The organism is Psychrobacter sp. P11G5 (assembly GCF_001593305.1).
Taxonomy (GTDB): Bacteria; Pseudomonadota; Gammaproteobacteria; order Pseudomonadales; family Moraxellaceae; genus Psychrobacter.
This window is the reverse complement of the sequence record NZ_CP012533.1, coordinates 3,308,416-3,326,535: the sequence shown is the minus strand read 5'-3', so window position 1 is coordinate 3,326,535 and position 18,120 is coordinate 3,308,416. Positions and strand designations below refer to the sequence as shown.

The window sequence follows — 18,120 nt, the reverse complement described above, 5'->3', positions numbered from 1 at the left end:
TTCTTGTATATGAGTGTTACTGTGCCTAAAGCCAGTTATATATGCATTTATCGAGCTATGTTTGCTTTACATTAAAAGTCATTTGCTCATTTATATTTATTCAATAATAAGAGTCACGTATTGTGTCAAATGCTATTAATTCATCACTTAAACGACCATCTTCTTTAGATGAGCTGGCTTGTTATTTACAGTCGAATACATCTACTATGGGCTTTTTTGTGCCACTCGCATCTAATACACAGCATTCCTTTGAACAACACTTCTACAAGTTACCAGCAGGCGAGCTGCGTATACTAGAAGTGACGTTGTATTTACCGAGTGCAAGTGCTGCAGTCGATATTGAAGCGGCACGTATATCTATTATTAAATCTGCAATTATATGGCAAAAGCGCTACTTACAACTTGACGAAAACAACAATGCCGTTACTCGTGAAGTGTTAATACTGGATATCCAGCTGGTAAGTGATTCGGTGCTAAATGCCGATAATAATATTGAAAAAGATAACGCGTTATCCGATATGAACTCTATAGTGCATAGCTTCGGTGCGCACTATTTTATGGAAAACTTGGTATTAGATATTGGTGAAGACGCACAAATGCTACAAGTGTTTAGCTGGCAAGATTGGCAGTCAACTATTGCAGCTGTCCAAACTCCCAGTGATTTGTGGCGGTTTTTGAGCTTCCATTTAGACAATCTCAAACAATCATTAATAGGCGGTATAGCTGGCTTTGAATCTGAACAGGCGCTTGTGTCGCAATTTATGAATAGCACCGCCTTATTCTCACAAGCCATAACTGTAGACAATGCACTTATTAAAAACAGTTTGCAGAATGAGCCGAATTTAGCTTTGGTAGCGATGAGCTTGGCGCAAAAGCATAAAGATACTAGTGCACAGCAGACATATCAGCAGCATCGACAACAAGCAGCCACACTATGGTCACAGCTTAGTAGACAAATGCTTGAATTGGCTACCGATAATTCTGTAATGGATGACGTACAGGGTGCAAGTCAGCAGTCCATACAATGGCTACAGCAATTACTAGATGAATCCTTATTCTCGCGCCATGAGCTAATACGCACAATATATAAGCATCTTGAGCAGTCGCCCAGTATAAGAGAAGCCGGTTACGTTATTCACCAGCATTCTTATGAAAGTCTAGGTCGACACTATGTAATAATATTTTATGGAAAAGGTGTGAGTACGCAGCAGAGTAGAATAGCCATTCAGCCAAATTTGCAGAAAATTGCACAAGATGTAGCAACGCGCTTGCCATTAGCAGAGCTACACCATGTTATCGTACTTGGCATAGAATTCGTTCAAAAGGACAATGATACTTATATAGATATTGATGCATGGATTCAACCTGTCGATGCTATGAACCAAAAAGAGCGACAATTAACCAAGCAATTACAGCGTTTGAATCAGCAGCATAAAGAGTCAGCAAAAAATAATCCATCAGCAGGTAAAGTTGAGTCAATGCGAATGCAGTTAAGTTTGACTATACCTGCACGGAAGGCTAAGTTATAGGCGCAATATTGCAATGATATTTTTATATATAAAATTTGAACATAAAAAAAGACAGCCTAGGCTGTCTTTTTTATGTTCAAAACATATCGTTAACTAAGACTTATTTTAAGTCGTTGTTATTATCGATATCAGTGAAGTCTTTACCTGGCGCTAAGTTTGAACCAGTGTCGATATCGTTATCACTTGTCTCAACATGAGTGATATCTACATGACCAGTACTAAGATTGTTGTTATCAACAGTACTCGTAGGTAAGTCACTAGTCATTGTACCTGAAGCAGCAGGAGTATTCTCACGAACTGCTGCAGCAACTTTATCTTCTGTACTTGAACCAGTATGAAAAGCAGACTTCGCTTTTGCTTCATCACTTTCTTTGTCCATCTTGTCCTGCATTTTACGTAGGAAACGGGCAGCAGCTTCTTGACCACCAAGTCCGAATGATAGAGCGAAAGCAACTGCAACCGCACCTAAAGTTAAGCCAAATGCTAGGTTAACAATAGAGTCAGCGATACCCATCGCTTTTAAGCCCATCGCTAGTACTAAGCCCATGATTAATACACGTACGATATTAGCTAGGAACTGCGAGCCTTTCTCAGAGCGTTCAACGACACCGGCAATGATATTGGCAAGCCAAAAACCGATGAATAGAATGATAGCACCTAGGATGATATTTGCACCGAAGGCGATAAACATCGTGATGATAGCTGAGATAGGTTCGAAGCCAAGAAGATCAGCCGCTGCAATAGAGGCAAATAGCATAGCAAAGAAGATAATGGCATAACCGACTAGATCAGAAATCTTTTTGTCACCCATTGTTTCTTGCAGACCTACTTTAGCTGGTAGTTGATTGATTTGAGTGTTTTCAATCAAACCTTTAATGATATTCGCTACCATGCGTACTACATAATAAGTCACTACAAGGATTGCTACGGCCATAAAGATGTTAGGCAGTGCTTCCATGATTTTGTTAAGCATATTAGTAGCTGGACGAGCAATCACTTCGATTTTTAGCGCGTTTAATGCAGCAATAACCGTTGGGATAATAACTACTAAGAACGCTAAAGAACCAGCGATATTAGGTAAGCTGTTTTCTTCGCTTAAACCTGCTTTGGTAGCAAGAGCTTGTACATTAAAGGTAGAAACAAGGTTAGTTACAATGCCGCGTACAACTTTAGCGATGATATAACCCACCACAAAGACTACGATAGCAATAAGAATATTAGGGATGAAGCCGAAGATTTTATCTACCATGTTAGTTAATGGGGCAAATAAACCGTCAAGCTCTAATTGACCAAGCACCATAGTCAATACAACCAATAGAATAAACCAATAAACCATGTCAGCAATCGTGCTGCTCATAGGTTTGACGCCAGCTTGTGCGCTCAAACGTTCGTCCATTGTGGTTTTTGATAAAGCAGTGTTAAGAGCAGTACGGGCAACAGTAGCAATAACCCAACCAATGATACCAACAGCAATAGCGCCAATAAGATTAGGAATAAATGCGAGTACTTGGTTAACCATATTTGCAAACGGTGCTGAGATGGAGTTTAAGTTTAGCTGACTAAGCGCGCCTGAAATAGCAATTATAAAGATAAACCAAAAAACGACCTTAGATATAATGCCTTCTAGGTCGTAGGTTTTGCCTGTTGAAGAGTTCATACGCTGGTTTAAATTGACCTTAGCCAATACATTACGTACTAGTGCTGCGATACCAAGTGCAACGAGCCAACCGATGACGAAAATCAAAATAGCACCAATGATGGAGCCGATAGGCCCACCAAGATAACCATTAAAAGATGCAAACATTGGATTCATCCTGTCCTCCTTTAATCACCCTGTAACAAGTCATAAAACAATAATTAGTTTTAGTTTTGACGGATACACGATTATTTAAAAATAGTATTGTTGTATTTGAAGTTATGTACTAATTGAAAGCTTTATCGAAACTATCCATGCGAATATTCATGATAAGTAGAATTACTTTAAGTTACTTACCATCTTAGCTGATTAAGCTTAGCTGATATAATGATGCAGTTAAAGATAGAATGCTTAACCTCACGCTATAATTGTGTGATAAGTTGTTATTTTTACGGCAAATATTAACAAAGACTGTACATTATTACGATAATTTTATTGGAAACATGGCTCACAAAACTAAGATTTGCTATGATAGCTAGCAAATAACGTCTCAATATTTTTTTACAACTGATTCGACAACTCGAGAGTACTATATGAAAAAAATTACCACTTTATCTGTCAGCGCGCTGGCTGGTGCAATGCTATTAGTTACAGGCTGTAGTACTAACAATGGTAACCAGGAAAGCGCTACGCCAAGTGTTTCTATTACTGAGCAAAGCCCAGCAAAGGAAAAAGTAGGCTATAGCCTAGGCTTTATGATGGCAGAAGGTAACAAAGAAGCCGTACAAGATTTAGACCTTGATACCTTTGAGCTAGGCTTCCGCGATGGTTATGAAGGCAAAGAGTCAGCATTAACCCAAGAACAAATGGAAGCAGTGCTAATGGCTTATCAAAAGGAACAAGAAGAGAAGTTTGTAGCAGACATGCAAACCAAAGCCGAAGAAAATAAGACTAAAGGCGCAGCATTCTTGGCAGAAAATGCAAAGAAAGAGGGCGTGAAAAAGACAGCTTCTGGTCTACAATATAAAGTACTGACAGCGGGTACTGGCAAATCACCAAAAGCAACTGACGTAGTCGAAGTAAACTATGAAGGCAAACTTATTGATGGTACTGTGTTTGATAGTTCTTACGAGCGCGGTGAGCCAATTGAATTTCCATTGAATCAAGTAATTGCTGGTTGGACTGAAGGTCTACAGTTGATGAAAGAGGGTGGCAAATATGAGTTCTATATCCCATCAGATATCGCTTATGGTGAAGCTGGTAATTCAGGTATCGAACCTAACAGCACATTAATCTTCACAGTTGAGCTATTAAAAGTAAAATAGTATCAAAGTAAAGTAATGTGCATTAAGCATTTAATATCATAGAATACAAAAGCCCTCATACTAATATGAGGGCTTTTTTGATGGAGCATGTTTTTTATAACATAGTATGACTTATAGCTTCTAAAGTGTTTTTTGGAAAACTTTAGAATTACGACCGTTATGGTATTTTTCTTGTCTAGCTGCCGGTAAGACACTAGCATCAACTTCTGCAAAACCTTGCTCTACAAACCAGTGCGCGGTACGCGTTGTCAATACAAACAACTTATGCAAGCCATGGCTGCGTGCTTGCTGCTCCAAAAACGCAAGCAGGTCGGCACCGCGGCTACCATTACGATATTCAGGATGAACAGCCACACAAGCGACTTCTGCCGCATCAGTATCTAATGGGTATAGCGCTGCACAGCCCAAAATCATGCCATCACGCTCAATCACACTATAGTTATCAATCTCTTGTTCTAAGCGCTCACGTGAGCGACTGACCAAGATACCTTGTTCTTCTAGCGGTGTGAGTAGCTCGATAAGACCGACTACATCATCAATATTAGCATGACGAATTTCTTCGTATGGGTCATGGCTGATTAATGTACCAGAGCCATCACGCGTAAATAGCTCTTCTAATAAAGCGCCATCTTTGGCATAAGAGATAATATGCGTACGATGAACGCCTTGGCGACAAGCGTTACTGGCGCAGTGTAAGAAGTAGTTTATCTCGTTGTTTAAATCACGCTCTCGCAGAAAACGATCAACTTCATTTGGAATCATCTCATGTAACAAGCGTCCATTATCATTAATGTCAGCTTCTTCACCTAAAAAGATAAGCTTGTCCGCACCAAGCGCTACTGCCGCACTAAGTGCCACATCTTCACTTAGTAAGTTAAAAACTTCACCAGTTGCCGAGTAGCCCATCGAGCCTAAGATTACGATATGATCGTGTATTAGATTGTTCTTAATCGCCTCAATATCGATAGATCGTACTTCGCCAGTCATCTGATGATCAACACCATCACGAATGCCATAAGGGCGCGCGGTCACAAAATTACCAGAGACTGCGTCAATGCGTGAGCCATACATAGGTGAGTTGGCAAGCCCCATGGACAATTGAGCTTCAATTTGTAAACGAATAGCGCCTACAGCCTGTAAGATGGAGGGCATCGCTGCACGTGGAGTGACACGAATATCACGGTGTAAAGGTGAGGTGATTCCGACTTCTTTTAGGTTTTTTTCAATCTGCGGGCGTGCACCATGTACTAATACTAGCTTAATGCCTAAGCTATGCAACAAAGCAAAGTCATGGATAAGGGTACTAAAGTTGGGATGATTAACAGCCTCGCCACCAAACATAATCACGAAAGTTTTGCCGCGATGCGTGTTGATGTAAGGCGCAGAGTTACGGAACCAATGGACGTATTCAGGTTTAATCTGGGGCATGGCGCTAGTAGTCATAATAGGAGCAATAATAGTAGGTATAGTAAAGGATAAGAGATATAAAAGATTTATTGAATATTAAAGATTTACCATAGCAAAAAACATCAGTATGAGCTATCTTTTTATTTTAACGATCTCTATCTGAATTTATTTAGTTGACTATATACACAACCTAAACACGGGGTTAGTATACCCATAAAAGCTTTTTGCTATGCTAAGTCCTACTGCATTATCGATTGTTCGCGTTACTTATACTTCAAGTGCGTTATATATGTTTTGCAAAAGAGGTTTTAGATTCTCAAAACTAACACCCTTGATCAGCATTGTTTTACCGATACATTAACTAGGAATAATGAACATCATGAAAAAAATAAACCATTTGGCTAGTCCATTCACTGCTTGGAGCGGTCATCGCTTATTCCAAGTCGTCGCCGGTACGCTTATCGGCGCGATGGTAGTAACACAAGCGTCAGCTATGTTGCCAACTCCAGAGCCTGCACTTGACGGATCTGCTGCTGTACAGACAGCTGCAAACGCTAATAGCGGCAAATCAAACGTGCAAGCGGTTAATACCAAGATTACTGCCTCTCTTATTGGCGTTGATGCAAATGGACAAGAGACTTTGGTACCTGTGGATGCCAACACACGCTTGCAGTCAGGCAATGTTGTAGAGTATCAAGGGTTTTTTACCAATACTAATGCTGACCGTGTACGTAAAATGACGGTCACTCTGACTATCCCTGAGCAAGTAGAGTTGCTACGTGTTGTGTCGCCTGAATTCCCGTATGGTAGTGCTGATGGCGAGACCTTTGCACGCATGCCGTTACGTGGCAGGGTCGATAATCAACTTCAAGAGATTCCTTTACAGTACTATAAAGCGGTACGCTGGGATATCGAAGGCGTTGGTCTCAATGATACAGTGATGGTTAAATATCGCGCAAAAGTTAAATAAAGCAAACATTTGGTATGCTCAATAATAGAAAAGCACTGCAATTGATGATTGCGGTGCTTTTTTTTATAACGAAAATTAGGCTATGTTAGAGCTGAGTTTGTATATCGTTAAAGAGTCACGTATTTGCTATTAGATTTTTCTCTGATTAATTTTTTAATAGCATTTATCTGCGGGGTAGTGGCTTGCGTGCCAGCAGTAATAAGTGCGCTACGTTGACTGGTATCTAATGAGCTAATATGACCGACATCAGGAGTAATTACGATATCAGCACGCCCACGTTCATTGCGCATCGATGAGCGATGATTAGTGCCCGAATAAGTAGGGTTAGAAGCTATGGTATTAGAGGCTATATTATTAGAAGCTATATTAGAGGCTAAATTGTTTTCAAGTAATCCCCAAAAGCTACTTAATGAGGTAATAGCAGGTAGTAAATTGCTAGTCATATTCTTTTTACTCGATGTAGGCACTGTCACATCGACAGCGATGATAATATCAGCACCTAAATCGCGGGCGCTATCGACAGGAACTAAGCTTACCACACCACCATCGACATATTTTTTGCCGACTTTTTCAGGGATACGCGGCGCAATAAAAATATTAGGTACGCTACAAGACGCTTGTACGGCAAGCCCTGCATCTCCGGTAGTAAAGACTGCTTTTTGTAGCGTGTCCTTTTCGGCAGCAATAGCCGCAAAGCTGATTGGGAAGCCTTCTATCGTGCGGCCACCGACTTTCGCATTGATAAAGTTTCTGAGTTTGATACCTTCTATAAAGCCTTGATTGGATAAGACAAAGTCTGTCAACTCGCTATCAGGTGTGGTCAATGCTAATTGCTCAAGCTGCTGCGGTGTGTAGCCGCTAGCGTATAGGCTGCCAACCAAGCTACCGACGCTGGTTCCAACTACCAGTGTTGGTGTGATACCGCTCTCCTCTAACGCCTTAATAACACCAACGTGGGCAAAACCTTTGGCACCGCCGCCCCCTAATACTAAGGCAACTTTTGGTGCAATGGGTACTGGCTGAATTTGTGCATGAGTTGCGGATGGCGCAATATTAGTACAGGCGCTGATAACTAAGCCTAAAATAGACAGTAGGCTTGGGCGGATTAATTTTTTATAGGAGGTTTGAGAATCTTGATTATGAATAGGATAAACGGACATAAAAAGACCTTGTAAAAAACATTCCAAAGGAAAAAATCATAGGCAAAAGAGTTGCTGATTGACCGTTAAGTGTATAGACGCATCATTACTAAATAGCTTAGCATAATCGATAGTGTTGTCAGTTATAATGATTTAGGTTCATTATTTTCATAGCTTGTTGATTATTATCGTGTTTGAATATAGTTGAATGATTCAGCTTTAAGAAGAAAATTAAGTATAAAACATTCAACCATACAGAATTTAAAAATAATATCGTTAGGGTTTTTAATGCCAATCTCTAGTCATTCCACAGCCAACCTATCAGACAATGTATTGTCAAAGCAGCCAATTTCGGCATTAGATATGCCCGTGACGGCGCTGGCAGGAGTTGGACCAAAAGTTGCTGAGCAGCTGACGCAATTGGGTATTACGCGCATCTTTGATCTACTGCTGCATCTGCCACGCGATTACGAAGATCGTAGTCGACTGGTACCGATAGCGGATGTGGGTCATGGGCAAGCTGCGTTAATCACTGGGCGCGTAGTACACGTTGATACCAAGCGCAGTGGCATGACAGTGATTGTAGACGATGATACTGGCACAATCTCTCTGCGTTTTTTTAAAGTCTATCCTGGCCTTGCCCAAACGATGAGTCTGGGTACATGGCTACAGTTGTTTGGAGAGGTTAAAGTCAGCCGTTACGGTAAGCAGATGCACCATCCTGAATATCAGATTATTACTGATAATGCAGACATTACTAATACGGGTCTACAGCCAATCTATCCAAGCGTCAAAGGCTTGCATCAGAACAAGCTGCGCACTTTAATTAAGTTGGCATTACAAACCGTTCGCAGTCAAGGGCTGCCGATGACGTTGTTTACGTCAGAAGATTTTGCCGTTGTGGCTGACTTGCCATTAGCACCGTTTGAGCCGACTAATTCATCGGTAGCGGAGCCAGAATATTCGGAAGATATATTTTCGACATTGGCGCGTAGTGTGCCTGACAATACTATCGGTAATAGCGTCAATAAAACCAATGCAATTGCCTACAATACAAGCGTTGATACAAACCAAGATATCAATACAGTCGCTGCTAGAACGGCTAATAATAATGTCTATAACTTGACGATATTTGAAGCCTTAGTGTTACTGCATACGCCGCCTACCTATACCGATGCTGGGCAGCAATATAAGCTACTCACCCAATTAAGCGCGCGTACGCATGCTGCCTGTCAGCGTCTGATTATTGAAGAACTGACCGCGCATCAGCTCAGTCTATTGTATCGCCGCCAGCAATTACATCAGCATAAAGCGCCCAAATGTGCCACGCAAAGCCCATTGGCTGATAAGCTATTTGCGGCATTACCCTTTGATTTAACAGGCGCGCAGCAACGTGTAATGAAAGATATCACGGCCGATATGGCGACTTCTATTCCAATGCTACGATTGGTACAGGGTGATGTGGGCGCAGGTAAGACTTTAGTCGCAGCAGGAGCGGCGGGCTACGCACTTGATAGTGGCTGGCAAGTAGCCGTTATGGCACCGACTGAGATTTTAGTAGAACAGCATTTATTGAACTTTAAACAGTGGTTTGAACCGTTGGGTATCGGTGTCGGCTGGCTGGCTGGGAAGCAAACGGCAAAGCAGCGCCGCGAAGCGTTGGAAGCGGTGAGCGAGAACACTGTGCAAGTGGTCGTCGGCACTCATGCGTTATTTCAAGAACAAGTACAATTCGCTAAATTAGGCTTAGTCATTATTGATGAGCAGCACCGTTTTGGCGTTGAGCAGCGGATGGCTTTGACTAATAAAGGCGTGGCAAATAGTACTCCGCATCAGCTAATTATGACTGCAACCCCGATTCCGCGTACGCTAGCGATGAGTGTCTACGGTGATATGGATACTTCTATCATTGATGAGTTGCCACCGGGACGTACGCCGATTACTACGGTGACAATTGACCGCAATCGCCGTGATGAAGTGATAGAGCGCATTGCGATTAATTGTGAGGCGGGCAGGCAGGCGTATTGGGTGTGTTCGTTGGTGGAAGAGTCGAGCGTACTCGATGCGCAAGCTGCCGAAGCCACTTATGAGGACTTACATGAGCGTTTGGATATTCGAATCGGCCTGGTACATGGCAAAATGAGGTCCGCTGATAAGCAAGCTATCATGCAAGAATTTAAAGCGGGCAAGCTTGATTTATTGATTGCCACAACGGTCATCGAAGTAGGGGTTGATGTACCTAATGCATCATTAATGGTCATCGAGAACGCTGAAAGATTGGGTCTGTCGCAGTTACATCAATTGCGTGGACGCGTTGGGCGCGGCTCAACCAAAAGCTACTGTGTGCTGCTATATCAGAAGCCATTGTCGGAAACAGGTACAGAACGTCTCAACGTGCTGCGAGACAGCACCGATGGTTTTGTCATTGCCCAAAAAGACTTAGAGCTGCGCGGACCAGGTGAGTTACTCGGTAAACGGCAAACGGGTAATGTAGGCTATTATCTGGCTGATTTGATTCGTGATGAGCAGTTATTTGCCATTGCTCAGCGTTTGGCCAAGCATTTAATTGCAGACCCCACGCGTAAAGCCGATGTCAGCCAATTGATACACCGCTGGATGCCTGAGGCCAGCCGCTATACCAATGCTTAAACCAGTTGCTTAAAACAGTGCCTAAGATGATTTGGTGAGTAGCGAGGTATTCATTTTTTAAGTGAATCGACTAGATTGTGCTTGATATTTCTATACCTCATACTCTGAAGTATGGCAATAAGCTTTATTCTATACACGTTAAAAAGAGGACAGCAATTGCTATCCTCTTTTTTATGTTTAACGAGCTTATATATCTAACAAGCGTCTAAAAAAAGCTTATTTAGATTTTTTCTCACTCTTAGATTTTTTCTCAGGTTTCTCTTTTTTTGCTTTTTTTAGATCCTTTTTAAGATCTTTAAGGTTTTTATTCTGGTCTTTGATATTTGCCTTGGTTTCTTTGATTTCTTGCTTTATCGCTTTTACTTTTTCTTTATTAGCCATGATGGACTCCTTGATTTATGATTTAAAGTGCTGGGTATTCAGCGTCTTAACATCAATATACAGTTAAAGTTAATGGACTAATTCCACCATTATTATGATGTCATTGAGTGAATGATGTCATGAGTTAATAGTATCAAACCAACCTAACAACACAAGACAGAACTGTATGTCGTATGTAGTGTGTAATATTCGATAGCGATACGATTATCATCGAAAAAATGATAACAGAGAAAAGTTAATAAGATCGAAATCTAATCGTCATATCTAGCCAATATTCACATATAGATAGTCATATCAACTCATTACTCTTCATTCATAATTTTCCAAATTCATATCATTATTACTGAACGCTTGCTCTGTCTTTCGACTGTTATTTATAATTATTTTTTAACAGAGTAGAGATAAACTACAGTTGACCTGCTAGTACGATAGACTACAATGCAAAAAGCTATCAATAATATAAACTGTCTATATCACCCCATTAAAGATTAATGTTTAGCTTCTTTTCTATCAATGCGCTTATTTATAGAGACCGATTATGAGTGACCTGCAAGACCCTAATGATAAGCAAGTGTCTAATCCTACACCTGAGCCTGAGCTGCCACCTTATCGTAATCCTGATATGCCCAAGCATAAACCTTCGTCGAAGCTGCCAGTGTGGCTATTGCCTGTGTTGGTAGCAGTGCTGGTCATGGGTGTGCTGCTAGGCAAGTATTGGGATGGTAATGACTCAACTACAGATGAGTCAACCGTTACCATTGGGACTCAAAGTGATATAGCGCCTATCAATGCAGATAATGACCAAGCCGTCTTGTCAGTTGAAACAGTGCAGCCGAGTCAAGATAGTGTCGGCAACACGCTAACAGCTGACGGTACGATTAGTGCCAAAGATATTGCAAATGTCAGTGCCAAGGTCAATGGCGTGGCAATTGAGCGTGTATTGGTCGAAGAAGGTACGCGTGTCAAAGCCGGTCAAGTTTTAGCGATATTTGATACCGATGCTATGCAGCAACAAGTCTTGCAAGCAGAAGCAGATGTGGCTGAAGCCGAAGCGACGCTTGCTAATGCCAGTGCGGATGCGGCACGTGTGCTACCCCTAATTGATATAGATGCCATTAGTAAACAAGAAGCGGACCGTTACCGTACTTCAAGAATACGCGCAGAAGCTGCCTTGCAAGCATCAAAAGCTCGCCTAAGCAATCAGCGTTTAACCCTTGAGAATGCCAAAGTCGTTGCGCCAGTGAGTGGGGTAATCAGTGACAAGATGGCTGAGGTTGGTATGGTCGCAGGTGGTGAGCCCCTATTTACAATTATTAAAGGTGGTATTTTAGAGTGGCGTGCTGATATCGATCCTAAGTTAATCGGTGATGTAAACGTGGGCACGCCTGTTAAAGTCAGCTTGCCAAGGGATCAGTCGGTGATGGGGCAGGTGAGTCGTATCGCGCCGACAGCGGATAATAACCGGCAAATTACTATCTATGCGAGCTTAAATGCTAATCCTGCAGCGCGTGCGGGTATGTATCAAACCGGTGAGTTTTTGCTCGGTAGCGAGAGCATGCAAACGGTGCCCAATAGCGCTATTGTCAGCAATGATGGCTATGATTATGTGATGCTAGTGACGGATATCAAAACCCAGAATGACAAAACGGTTGGACGTATTCAACAGCAGCGTGTGACCCTAGGAGATCGTATTGGGGACAATGTTGTACTTGCAGAGCCTTTGCCGACCGATATTAGCTTGGTCAAACAAGGCGGTAGCTTTTTAAATGATGGTGATTTGGTACGCGTTGTGGAAAGTAAAGCTGTGCAGGCAACATCATGAGCATGAATGTATCTACCTATTCGATTAAAAATCCACTTGTTGCGATTTTACTATTTGTCTTACTAACACTCGGCGGTTTGTTTGGCTTTCAACAAATGAAAGTGCAGCAGTTTCCTGATATTGATTTACCAGCGGTCGTCGTGACGGTTACTTTGCCGGGAGCCGCACCATCACAGCTCGAAAATGACGTTGCTAAAAAGATTGAAAACAGACTGACCAGTATTGAAGGTATTAAGCACATTCGTACTACGCTACAAACGGGTGCAGCTACTATCGCTACTGAGTTTGTGTTAGAAAAAGACATTCAAGAAGCCATGGATGATGTGCGCTCAGCAGTCGGTGAGGTACGTGGAGACTTACCGGCAGCTGCTAATGATCCTATTATTACCAAGGTCTCGACAGCAGGATTTCCAGTAGTCACGTATTCAGTGACTGGTAATAATATGAGTGTTGAGGACTTATCATGGTTCGTGGATGACACGATTACTAAGCGCTTATCTGATATCCAAGGGGTAAGCGCTATCAGTCGTATTGGTGGTCTTGAACGTGAGATTACCGTCGCCGCTGACCCTATCGTGCTTAGTGGCTTGCAACTCTCCATCCCTCAATTGTCTCAGCAGATCGCTGGTATTCAGCAAGACAGCGCAGGCGGAGAAGCTGAAGTTGGCAATACTACCCAAACCATTCGGGTATTGGGAGCAGTAGAGCGCGCGCGCGCGCTTAACGATTTACAGATTGCTGTCCCTACTGGAGGCACGCAAGCGTTAGGACGTATGGCTGAAGTGACTGATGGTGCGGCTGACCCTAGCTCTGTTGCCAAGCTAGATGGCGAAACAGTGGTCGCATTTAACATCACTCGTTCACGCGGTGCCAGTGAAGTTGAAGTGACCAAAAGAGTGGATGCAGCACTGGCACAATTAAGTGCTGAGATGAGTAATATCGAGGTCGAAAAAGTCTACGACCGTGCTACCCCAGTGGAAGAAGACTACAAGTCTTCATTACGCATGTTGATTGAGGGCGGTATTTTAGCAGTCGTCGTGGTGTTCTTATTTTTACGCAATATCCGCGCTACTATCGTCGCCGCTGTGGCTTTGCCATTATCGGTCATTCCTACCTTTTTGGGCATGTATCTGTTTGATTTTAGCCTCAATATTATCTCATTATTGGCGTTATCGCTGGTCATCGGTGTGTTGGTCGATGATGCTATCGTTGAGGTAGAAAACATTATCCGCCATTTACGGATGGGTAAAACGCCTTATGAAGCGGCAATGGAAGCCGCTGACGAAATTGGGCTAGCGGTTATTGCCACTACCTTTACCTTGATTGCAGTATTTTTACCTACAGCCTTTATGGGCGGTGTAGTTGGGCAGTTCTTCCGCCAATTTGGCTGGACAGCAGCGATGGCTATTTTTGCCTCGCTATTGGTAGCACGTCTAATTACGCCGATGATGGCAGCCTATATTTTGCGACCAGAAAAACAGCGGGTCGAAAAGCAAAGCGCATTGATGACATGGTATTTAAAGATAGTATCGTGGACACTTCATCATCGCTGGTTAACCATGGGCGCCACCTTATTATTATTTATAGGGTCATTAGCCCTAGTGCAGCTGCTACCGACCTCGTTTATTCCTGATAATGACATTGATCAAACGCGAGTAGGCATTGAGCTGACGCCTGATGTTGAACTCGAAGATACCGAACGGGCAACCGCATTGGCACGTGAACGCATTTTAGCTTTGCCTGAGGTAACTCATGTTTTCTCTTCAGTTGGGCAGGCGCAAGAAGCGATGGGGCCAAACTCTAGCAGTGGAAGTGGCGGCGCAAAAAACATTGCCAGTCTAGATATCGTCCTTGCCCCACGTGCCGAACGTATCTCTAAAAAAGAGATCGAGCAACAGATTAGCGCCATATTAACTGAAGTGCCTAGTGCTCGTTTTACAGTAGGGCTATCGAGTGGCGGCGAGACGGGATATAGCTTCTCATTGACCAGTACCAATCCGCAAGTGCTAGAGCAGACCGCACAACAAATCATGACGGATATCCGCGCGCTACCGATTGCAGGCGCTGTCACCAGCGATCGCAGCTTACCGCAACAAGAGCTGACCGTGACCCCTGATCGGCTAGCGATGGCAGATAAAGGTGTCACCACACAAGATATCGCAACCACCTTACGGATCGCGACAGTGGGAGATTATGAACAGCGTCTGTCCAAGCTGAATTTAGATACGCGGCAGATTCCTATCGTGGTGCGCTTACCTGATGTGGCCAAACAAAACGTCAATCAGTTAGAAGGGTTGTATGTGCCTAGCACATGCCCAGCTGGTCAAGGCGTACGAGTCGGCGAAGTCGCTGACCTTGACTTTGGTACAGGGCCTGCGCGAATTAGTCGCCTCGATCGTGAACGCTCAATTACGATTACGGTGCAGCCTGGTGCTGGCGAGCTTGGCGACTTGGTAGAAGCAGTCAAAAACACACCTACCATGCAGCAACTACCAGCGTCTATTACGATGATCGCACAGGGTCAAGCAGAAAACATGGCTGAGCTATTTAGCGGTTTTGTCATTGCCATGTCCGTAGGTATTATCTGTATCTTAGGCGTCTTAATTCTACTGTTTGGTAAGATTTTACAGCCTTTTACTATTTTGATGGCATTGCCACTATCGATAGGCGGTGCATTCGTGGGCTTGGTCATTACGGGTAGTAGCCTATCAATGCCTTCGATGATTGGTTTTATTATGCTAATGGGTATCGCCACCAAAAACTCTATCTTACTAGTGGACTATGCCATTATCGCGCAAAATAGAGGTCTAGCCCGTTTTGAGGCAATTATAGATGCCTGTCGCAAGCGCGCCCGTCCTATCATTATGACTACTATTGCAATGGGTGCTGGCATGTTGCCGCTGGTATTTGGCTGGGGTGATGCCGATCCTACCTTTAGACGCCCGATGGCTGCTGCTGTGTTAGGCGGTCTGGTAACCTCGACGCTATTAAGTTTGGTCGTGATTCCGGTCGTGTATACTTTAATGGATGATTTGTCAGGATGGTTTGCTAAATGGTTGATTCCGCACGGTAAAGATAACGACAGTCCGGCTGTTGATAAGTTATAGTAAGCACAAGAAAGGCCAAGACTGAATAAGTCTTGGCCTTTTGTTTATTGGTAGAAAGTAACTATCTATCATACTGACTATTACTTTTAGAGATCTACAATTTTTTGGATACCTATGATGCTAACCAATTAAATGACAACCAATTATATAAGTCTATGAACGACCTTGCGTGTCAATGAAAACAGACGTGGCGCCTTATTATATATTTTTCCTCTAATAGTAAAACGATTAGCCATTCCTTCGGCTATAGTATATTTACAGGGATTGCATATCCCACATGGAGTGTTGTTAATTGGCTTATGACAGAACCAAGATTTATAAAGTATGTCCAAATCACCCGTAGTTTTGGCTTCTTCCTCCATTTCAGGCTTGGTATAATCCAAAATAGGAAATTTTAAACGACCAAAAATAGCAAACTCATCAGACTCTGGGCCTTTCTCTTTATTTACTAGCTTTCTTACGAAGTACTCAGCCGTATCATCTTTATGAATACTGAGCTCTAAATCTGCAATCTGCTCTGATAAAGCCGCTAACCATATATACTGGCTCCCTATATAACTGTCTTTGAGCAACCTTTTATGTGTCTTCACATACTTATCAGGGATATCAATTCGTGAAAGCTCTATAAGTTTAATATCTTTAATTTCACAGTCTTTATACTTAAGAGAAAGATCATCTTTGATGATATACATTTGTCTAATCTCGGTTAGAGATGATATACGAGCAGTATCAATAACATAATAAGGCTGAATCACTGCCCCTGAAACTGCAAGTTGTACCATTCTAAAGGTTGAGTCCCATCCTCCTGTCCATAGTATATTGACCGGTTGCTTACTGCTTATATTTGAAATAGTTGCATTTACCATAATAAATCTCCCAATAAAAATAATTTATATTGTCATTTATTTAAAAGGCACACATTAATATAAAATATTAAAGCTTTAAGCATTTTTAAGTTCATACCATTTTTCTTTTAAACCACCTTCTACAATCTGTGATGGAATAGAGCCCCAGTTGTCGTTACCTTCAATCAAGATTGGGCCATTAGGTGTAATAGCGACATCCCAACCTATCGATTGCACATAGTAAAATTGTTTATGTGCTTTTTCTACCAAGTCCTTAACCTCATCCCAATAGGGAAGTTGGTAACCTTCAAATACCGTATTGCTAATCGGATGTTGTTCTACCTTAGTACCAAAAGGTACATCATAGAAACCATATTTTCTCAATAATCCACTATCGTCGATACCAACCGCTAGTCCACCTGTCTTAACATTATCAACAAAAGAGTCTTTGGTCGATCCGAGTCTTAAGAAGGAATTAAGAATATTGATCTTCCCTGATGCTCCTCGTACCGTTGTTATCCTGATAGTATTAACACTTGAATCGTTTATTTTATTTAAAGATTCATGTTGCTGAATAACATCCTGGAAAATATATTTAGAATCTTTCATTTTTAATTTTAATTCTGACAAAGTAGTTTTTTTACTATTTAAAAAATAGTTACCCTCTTTCTTTTCAAGAATAAAGACTTCTTCTGAGCCTTCTCCGTTAATAATCTTACAAAATACTTTGGTATCTTCTTGAAAGAAGTCTTCTAAGCTAATATACGTATGTTCACTAAGTAAATAAACCTCTTCATTATTATATAGAGCTATCGTAGGAACTACTTTATCCTCTCCAATGACGTATGATAAATAACTTGCAAATACATACTTATCTCTTAGCATAGCTATATAATTGTAGTTGAATTTCTCATTTTTACATGAGTTACCAGATTCTCTCTCTCTTCTAAATTTCATATCTGGTAAGAATTCGTCCGGACTTCTCCAATTTTTGATATCTAGACCATTAGAGTTATAAAAATAATTCACCTCTTTATTTTTGATGATCCATAACAGGTTATCTAAAAAAATTGTAGGACTAGATTTCCTTTCTTTTTCAGGATAATAGCTTTGTCCTCGCACTATTTTTGATATGTCTGCTGGTGTTCTGGATATGAATTTAATACGGTTGTATATCTTTTTTAGTTTCATATAATCCTCCGGGTATTTTATTAATCTCTCAAAGTAACAGTTAATAAATTAGTGAACAGGCTAGATAAGACTGACACCAACTATGATAAAAAACGCTAACAGTACAGTTGATTGTTAAT

At 41.8% G+C, this 18,120-nt stretch carries 12 protein-coding genes; 6 read left to right on the top strand and 6 right to left on the bottom strand.

The window, feature by feature from the left end; genetic code table 11:
- Positions 1 to 122: 122 nt before the first annotated feature.
- Positions 123 to 1,529, top strand: coding sequence for a hypothetical protein (locus tag AK825_RS13645; RefSeq protein ID WP_068038614.1), 1,407 nt, complete (start codon positions 123 to 125; stop codon positions 1,527 to 1,529).
- Positions 1,530 to 1,629: 100 nt separating this feature from the next.
- On the opposite strand, the gene AK825_RS13640 is transcribed toward AK825_RS13645, so the two are convergent.
- On the bottom strand, positions 1,630 to 3,342 hold the full coding sequence (locus AK825_RS13640; protein WP_068038611.1) for a mechanosensitive ion channel: 1,713 nt from the start codon (positions 3,340 to 3,342) through the stop codon (positions 1,630 to 1,632).
- 416 nt (positions 3,343 to 3,758) lie between these two features.
- On the opposite strand from AK825_RS13640, the gene AK825_RS13635 reads away from it, so the two are divergent.
- Positions 3,759 to 4,490: an FKBP-type peptidyl-prolyl cis-trans isomerase gene (locus AK825_RS13635; RefSeq protein WP_068038609.1), complete on the top strand. Its 732-nt coding sequence runs from the start codon at positions 3,759 to 3,761 to the stop codon at positions 4,488 to 4,490.
- 120 nt (positions 4,491 to 4,610) lie between these two features.
- Here AK825_RS13635 and argA read toward each other — a convergent pair whose 3' ends face one another.
- Positions 4,611 to 5,933, bottom strand: a complete 1,323-nt coding sequence (gene argA / locus AK825_RS13630; RefSeq protein ID WP_068038605.1) for an amino-acid N-acetyltransferase — start codon at positions 5,931 to 5,933, stop codon at positions 4,611 to 4,613.
- A 343-nt stretch (positions 5,934 to 6,276) separates the two neighbouring features.
- On the opposite strand from argA, the gene AK825_RS13625 reads away from it, so the two are divergent.
- Positions 6,277 to 6,867, top strand: a complete 591-nt coding sequence (locus AK825_RS13625; RefSeq protein ID WP_068038602.1) for a hypothetical protein — start codon at positions 6,277 to 6,279, stop codon at positions 6,865 to 6,867.
- Positions 6,868 to 6,974: 107 nt separating this feature from the next.
- On the opposite strand, the gene AK825_RS13620 is transcribed toward AK825_RS13625, so the two are convergent.
- Positions 6,975 to 8,027, bottom strand: coding sequence for a patatin-like phospholipase family protein (locus AK825_RS13620; protein WP_068038599.1), 1,053 nt, complete (start codon positions 8,025 to 8,027; stop codon positions 6,975 to 6,977).
- A gap of 267 nt (positions 8,028 to 8,294) precedes the next feature.
- Between AK825_RS13620 and recG the strand changes: the two genes are divergently transcribed.
- Positions 8,295 to 10,655, top strand: coding sequence for an ATP-dependent DNA helicase RecG (gene recG, locus AK825_RS13615; protein ID WP_068038596.1), 2,361 nt, complete (start codon positions 8,295 to 8,297; stop codon positions 10,653 to 10,655).
- A 216-nt stretch (positions 10,656 to 10,871) separates the two neighbouring features.
- Here the strand turns inward: recG and AK825_RS14835 are convergent, their stop codons facing one another.
- Positions 10,872 to 11,036, bottom strand: a complete 165-nt coding sequence (locus AK825_RS14835) for a hypothetical protein (RefSeq protein WP_203226480.1) — start codon at positions 11,034 to 11,036, stop codon at positions 10,872 to 10,874.
- A gap of 538 nt (positions 11,037 to 11,574) precedes the next feature.
- On the opposite strand from AK825_RS14835, the gene AK825_RS13610 reads away from it, so the two are divergent.
- Both AK825_RS13610 and AK825_RS13605 read left to right on the top strand, forming a co-directional pair.
- Positions 11,575 to 12,858, top strand: a complete 1,284-nt coding sequence (locus AK825_RS13610; protein WP_068038593.1) for an efflux RND transporter periplasmic adaptor subunit — start codon at positions 11,575 to 11,577, stop codon at positions 12,856 to 12,858.
- Entirely contained in the window at positions 12,855 to 15,965 is a 3,111-nt protein-coding gene (locus tag AK825_RS13605) for an efflux RND transporter permease subunit (protein ID WP_068038591.1), read from the top strand. The genes AK825_RS13610 and AK825_RS13605 overlap by 4 nt, the downstream gene beginning before the upstream one ends.
- A gap of 143 nt (positions 15,966 to 16,108) precedes the next feature.
- Here AK825_RS13605 and AK825_RS13600 read toward each other — a convergent pair whose 3' ends face one another.
- Both AK825_RS13600 and AK825_RS13595 read right to left on the bottom strand, forming a co-directional pair.
- A complete protein-coding gene (locus AK825_RS13600) occupies positions 16,109 to 16,831 on the bottom strand; it encodes a hypothetical protein (protein ID WP_068038588.1) in 723 nt (240 codons plus the stop codon).
- 75 nt (positions 16,832 to 16,906) lie between these two features.
- Positions 16,907 to 18,001, bottom strand: a complete 1,095-nt coding sequence (locus AK825_RS13595; RefSeq protein WP_068038583.1) for a sugar-transfer associated ATP-grasp domain-containing protein — start codon at positions 17,999 to 18,001, stop codon at positions 16,907 to 16,909.
- Between the last annotated feature and the right edge of the window lie 119 nt (positions 18,002 to 18,120).

Coding starts and splice junctions, on each gene's coding strand:
- AK825_RS13640 (WP_068038611.1), bottom strand. CDS start 3,342: ATGAATCCAATGTTTGCATCTTTTAATGGTTATCTTGGTGGGCCTATC.
- AK825_RS13635 (WP_068038609.1), top strand. CDS start 3,759: ATGAAAAAAATTACCACTTTATCTGTCAGCGCGCTGGCTGGTGCAATG.
- argA (WP_068038605.1), bottom strand. CDS start 5,933: ATGACTACTAGCGCCATGCCCCAGATTAAACCTGAATACGTCCATTGG.
- AK825_RS13625 (WP_068038602.1), top strand. CDS start 6,277: ATGAAAAAAATAAACCATTTGGCTAGTCCATTCACTGCTTGGAGCGGT.
- AK825_RS13620 (WP_068038599.1), bottom strand. CDS start 8,027: ATGTCCGTTTATCCTATTCATAATCAAGATTCTCAAACCTCCTATAAA.
- recG (WP_068038596.1), top strand. CDS start 8,295: ATGCCAATCTCTAGTCATTCCACAGCCAACCTATCAGACAATGTATTG.
- AK825_RS14835 (WP_203226480.1), bottom strand. CDS start 11,036: ATGGCTAATAAAGAAAAAGTAAAAGCGATAAAGCAAGAAATCAAAGAA.
- AK825_RS13610 (WP_068038593.1), top strand. CDS start 11,575: ATGAGTGACCTGCAAGACCCTAATGATAAGCAAGTGTCTAATCCTACA.
- AK825_RS13605 (WP_068038591.1), top strand. CDS start 12,855: ATGAGCATGAATGTATCTACCTATTCGATTAAAAATCCACTTGTTGCG.
- AK825_RS13600 (WP_068038588.1), bottom strand. CDS start 16,831: ATGGTAAATGCAACTATTTCAAATATAAGCAGTAAGCAACCGGTCAAT.
- AK825_RS13595 (WP_068038583.1), bottom strand. CDS start 18,001: ATGAAACTAAAAAAGATATACAACCGTATTAAATTCATATCCAGAACA.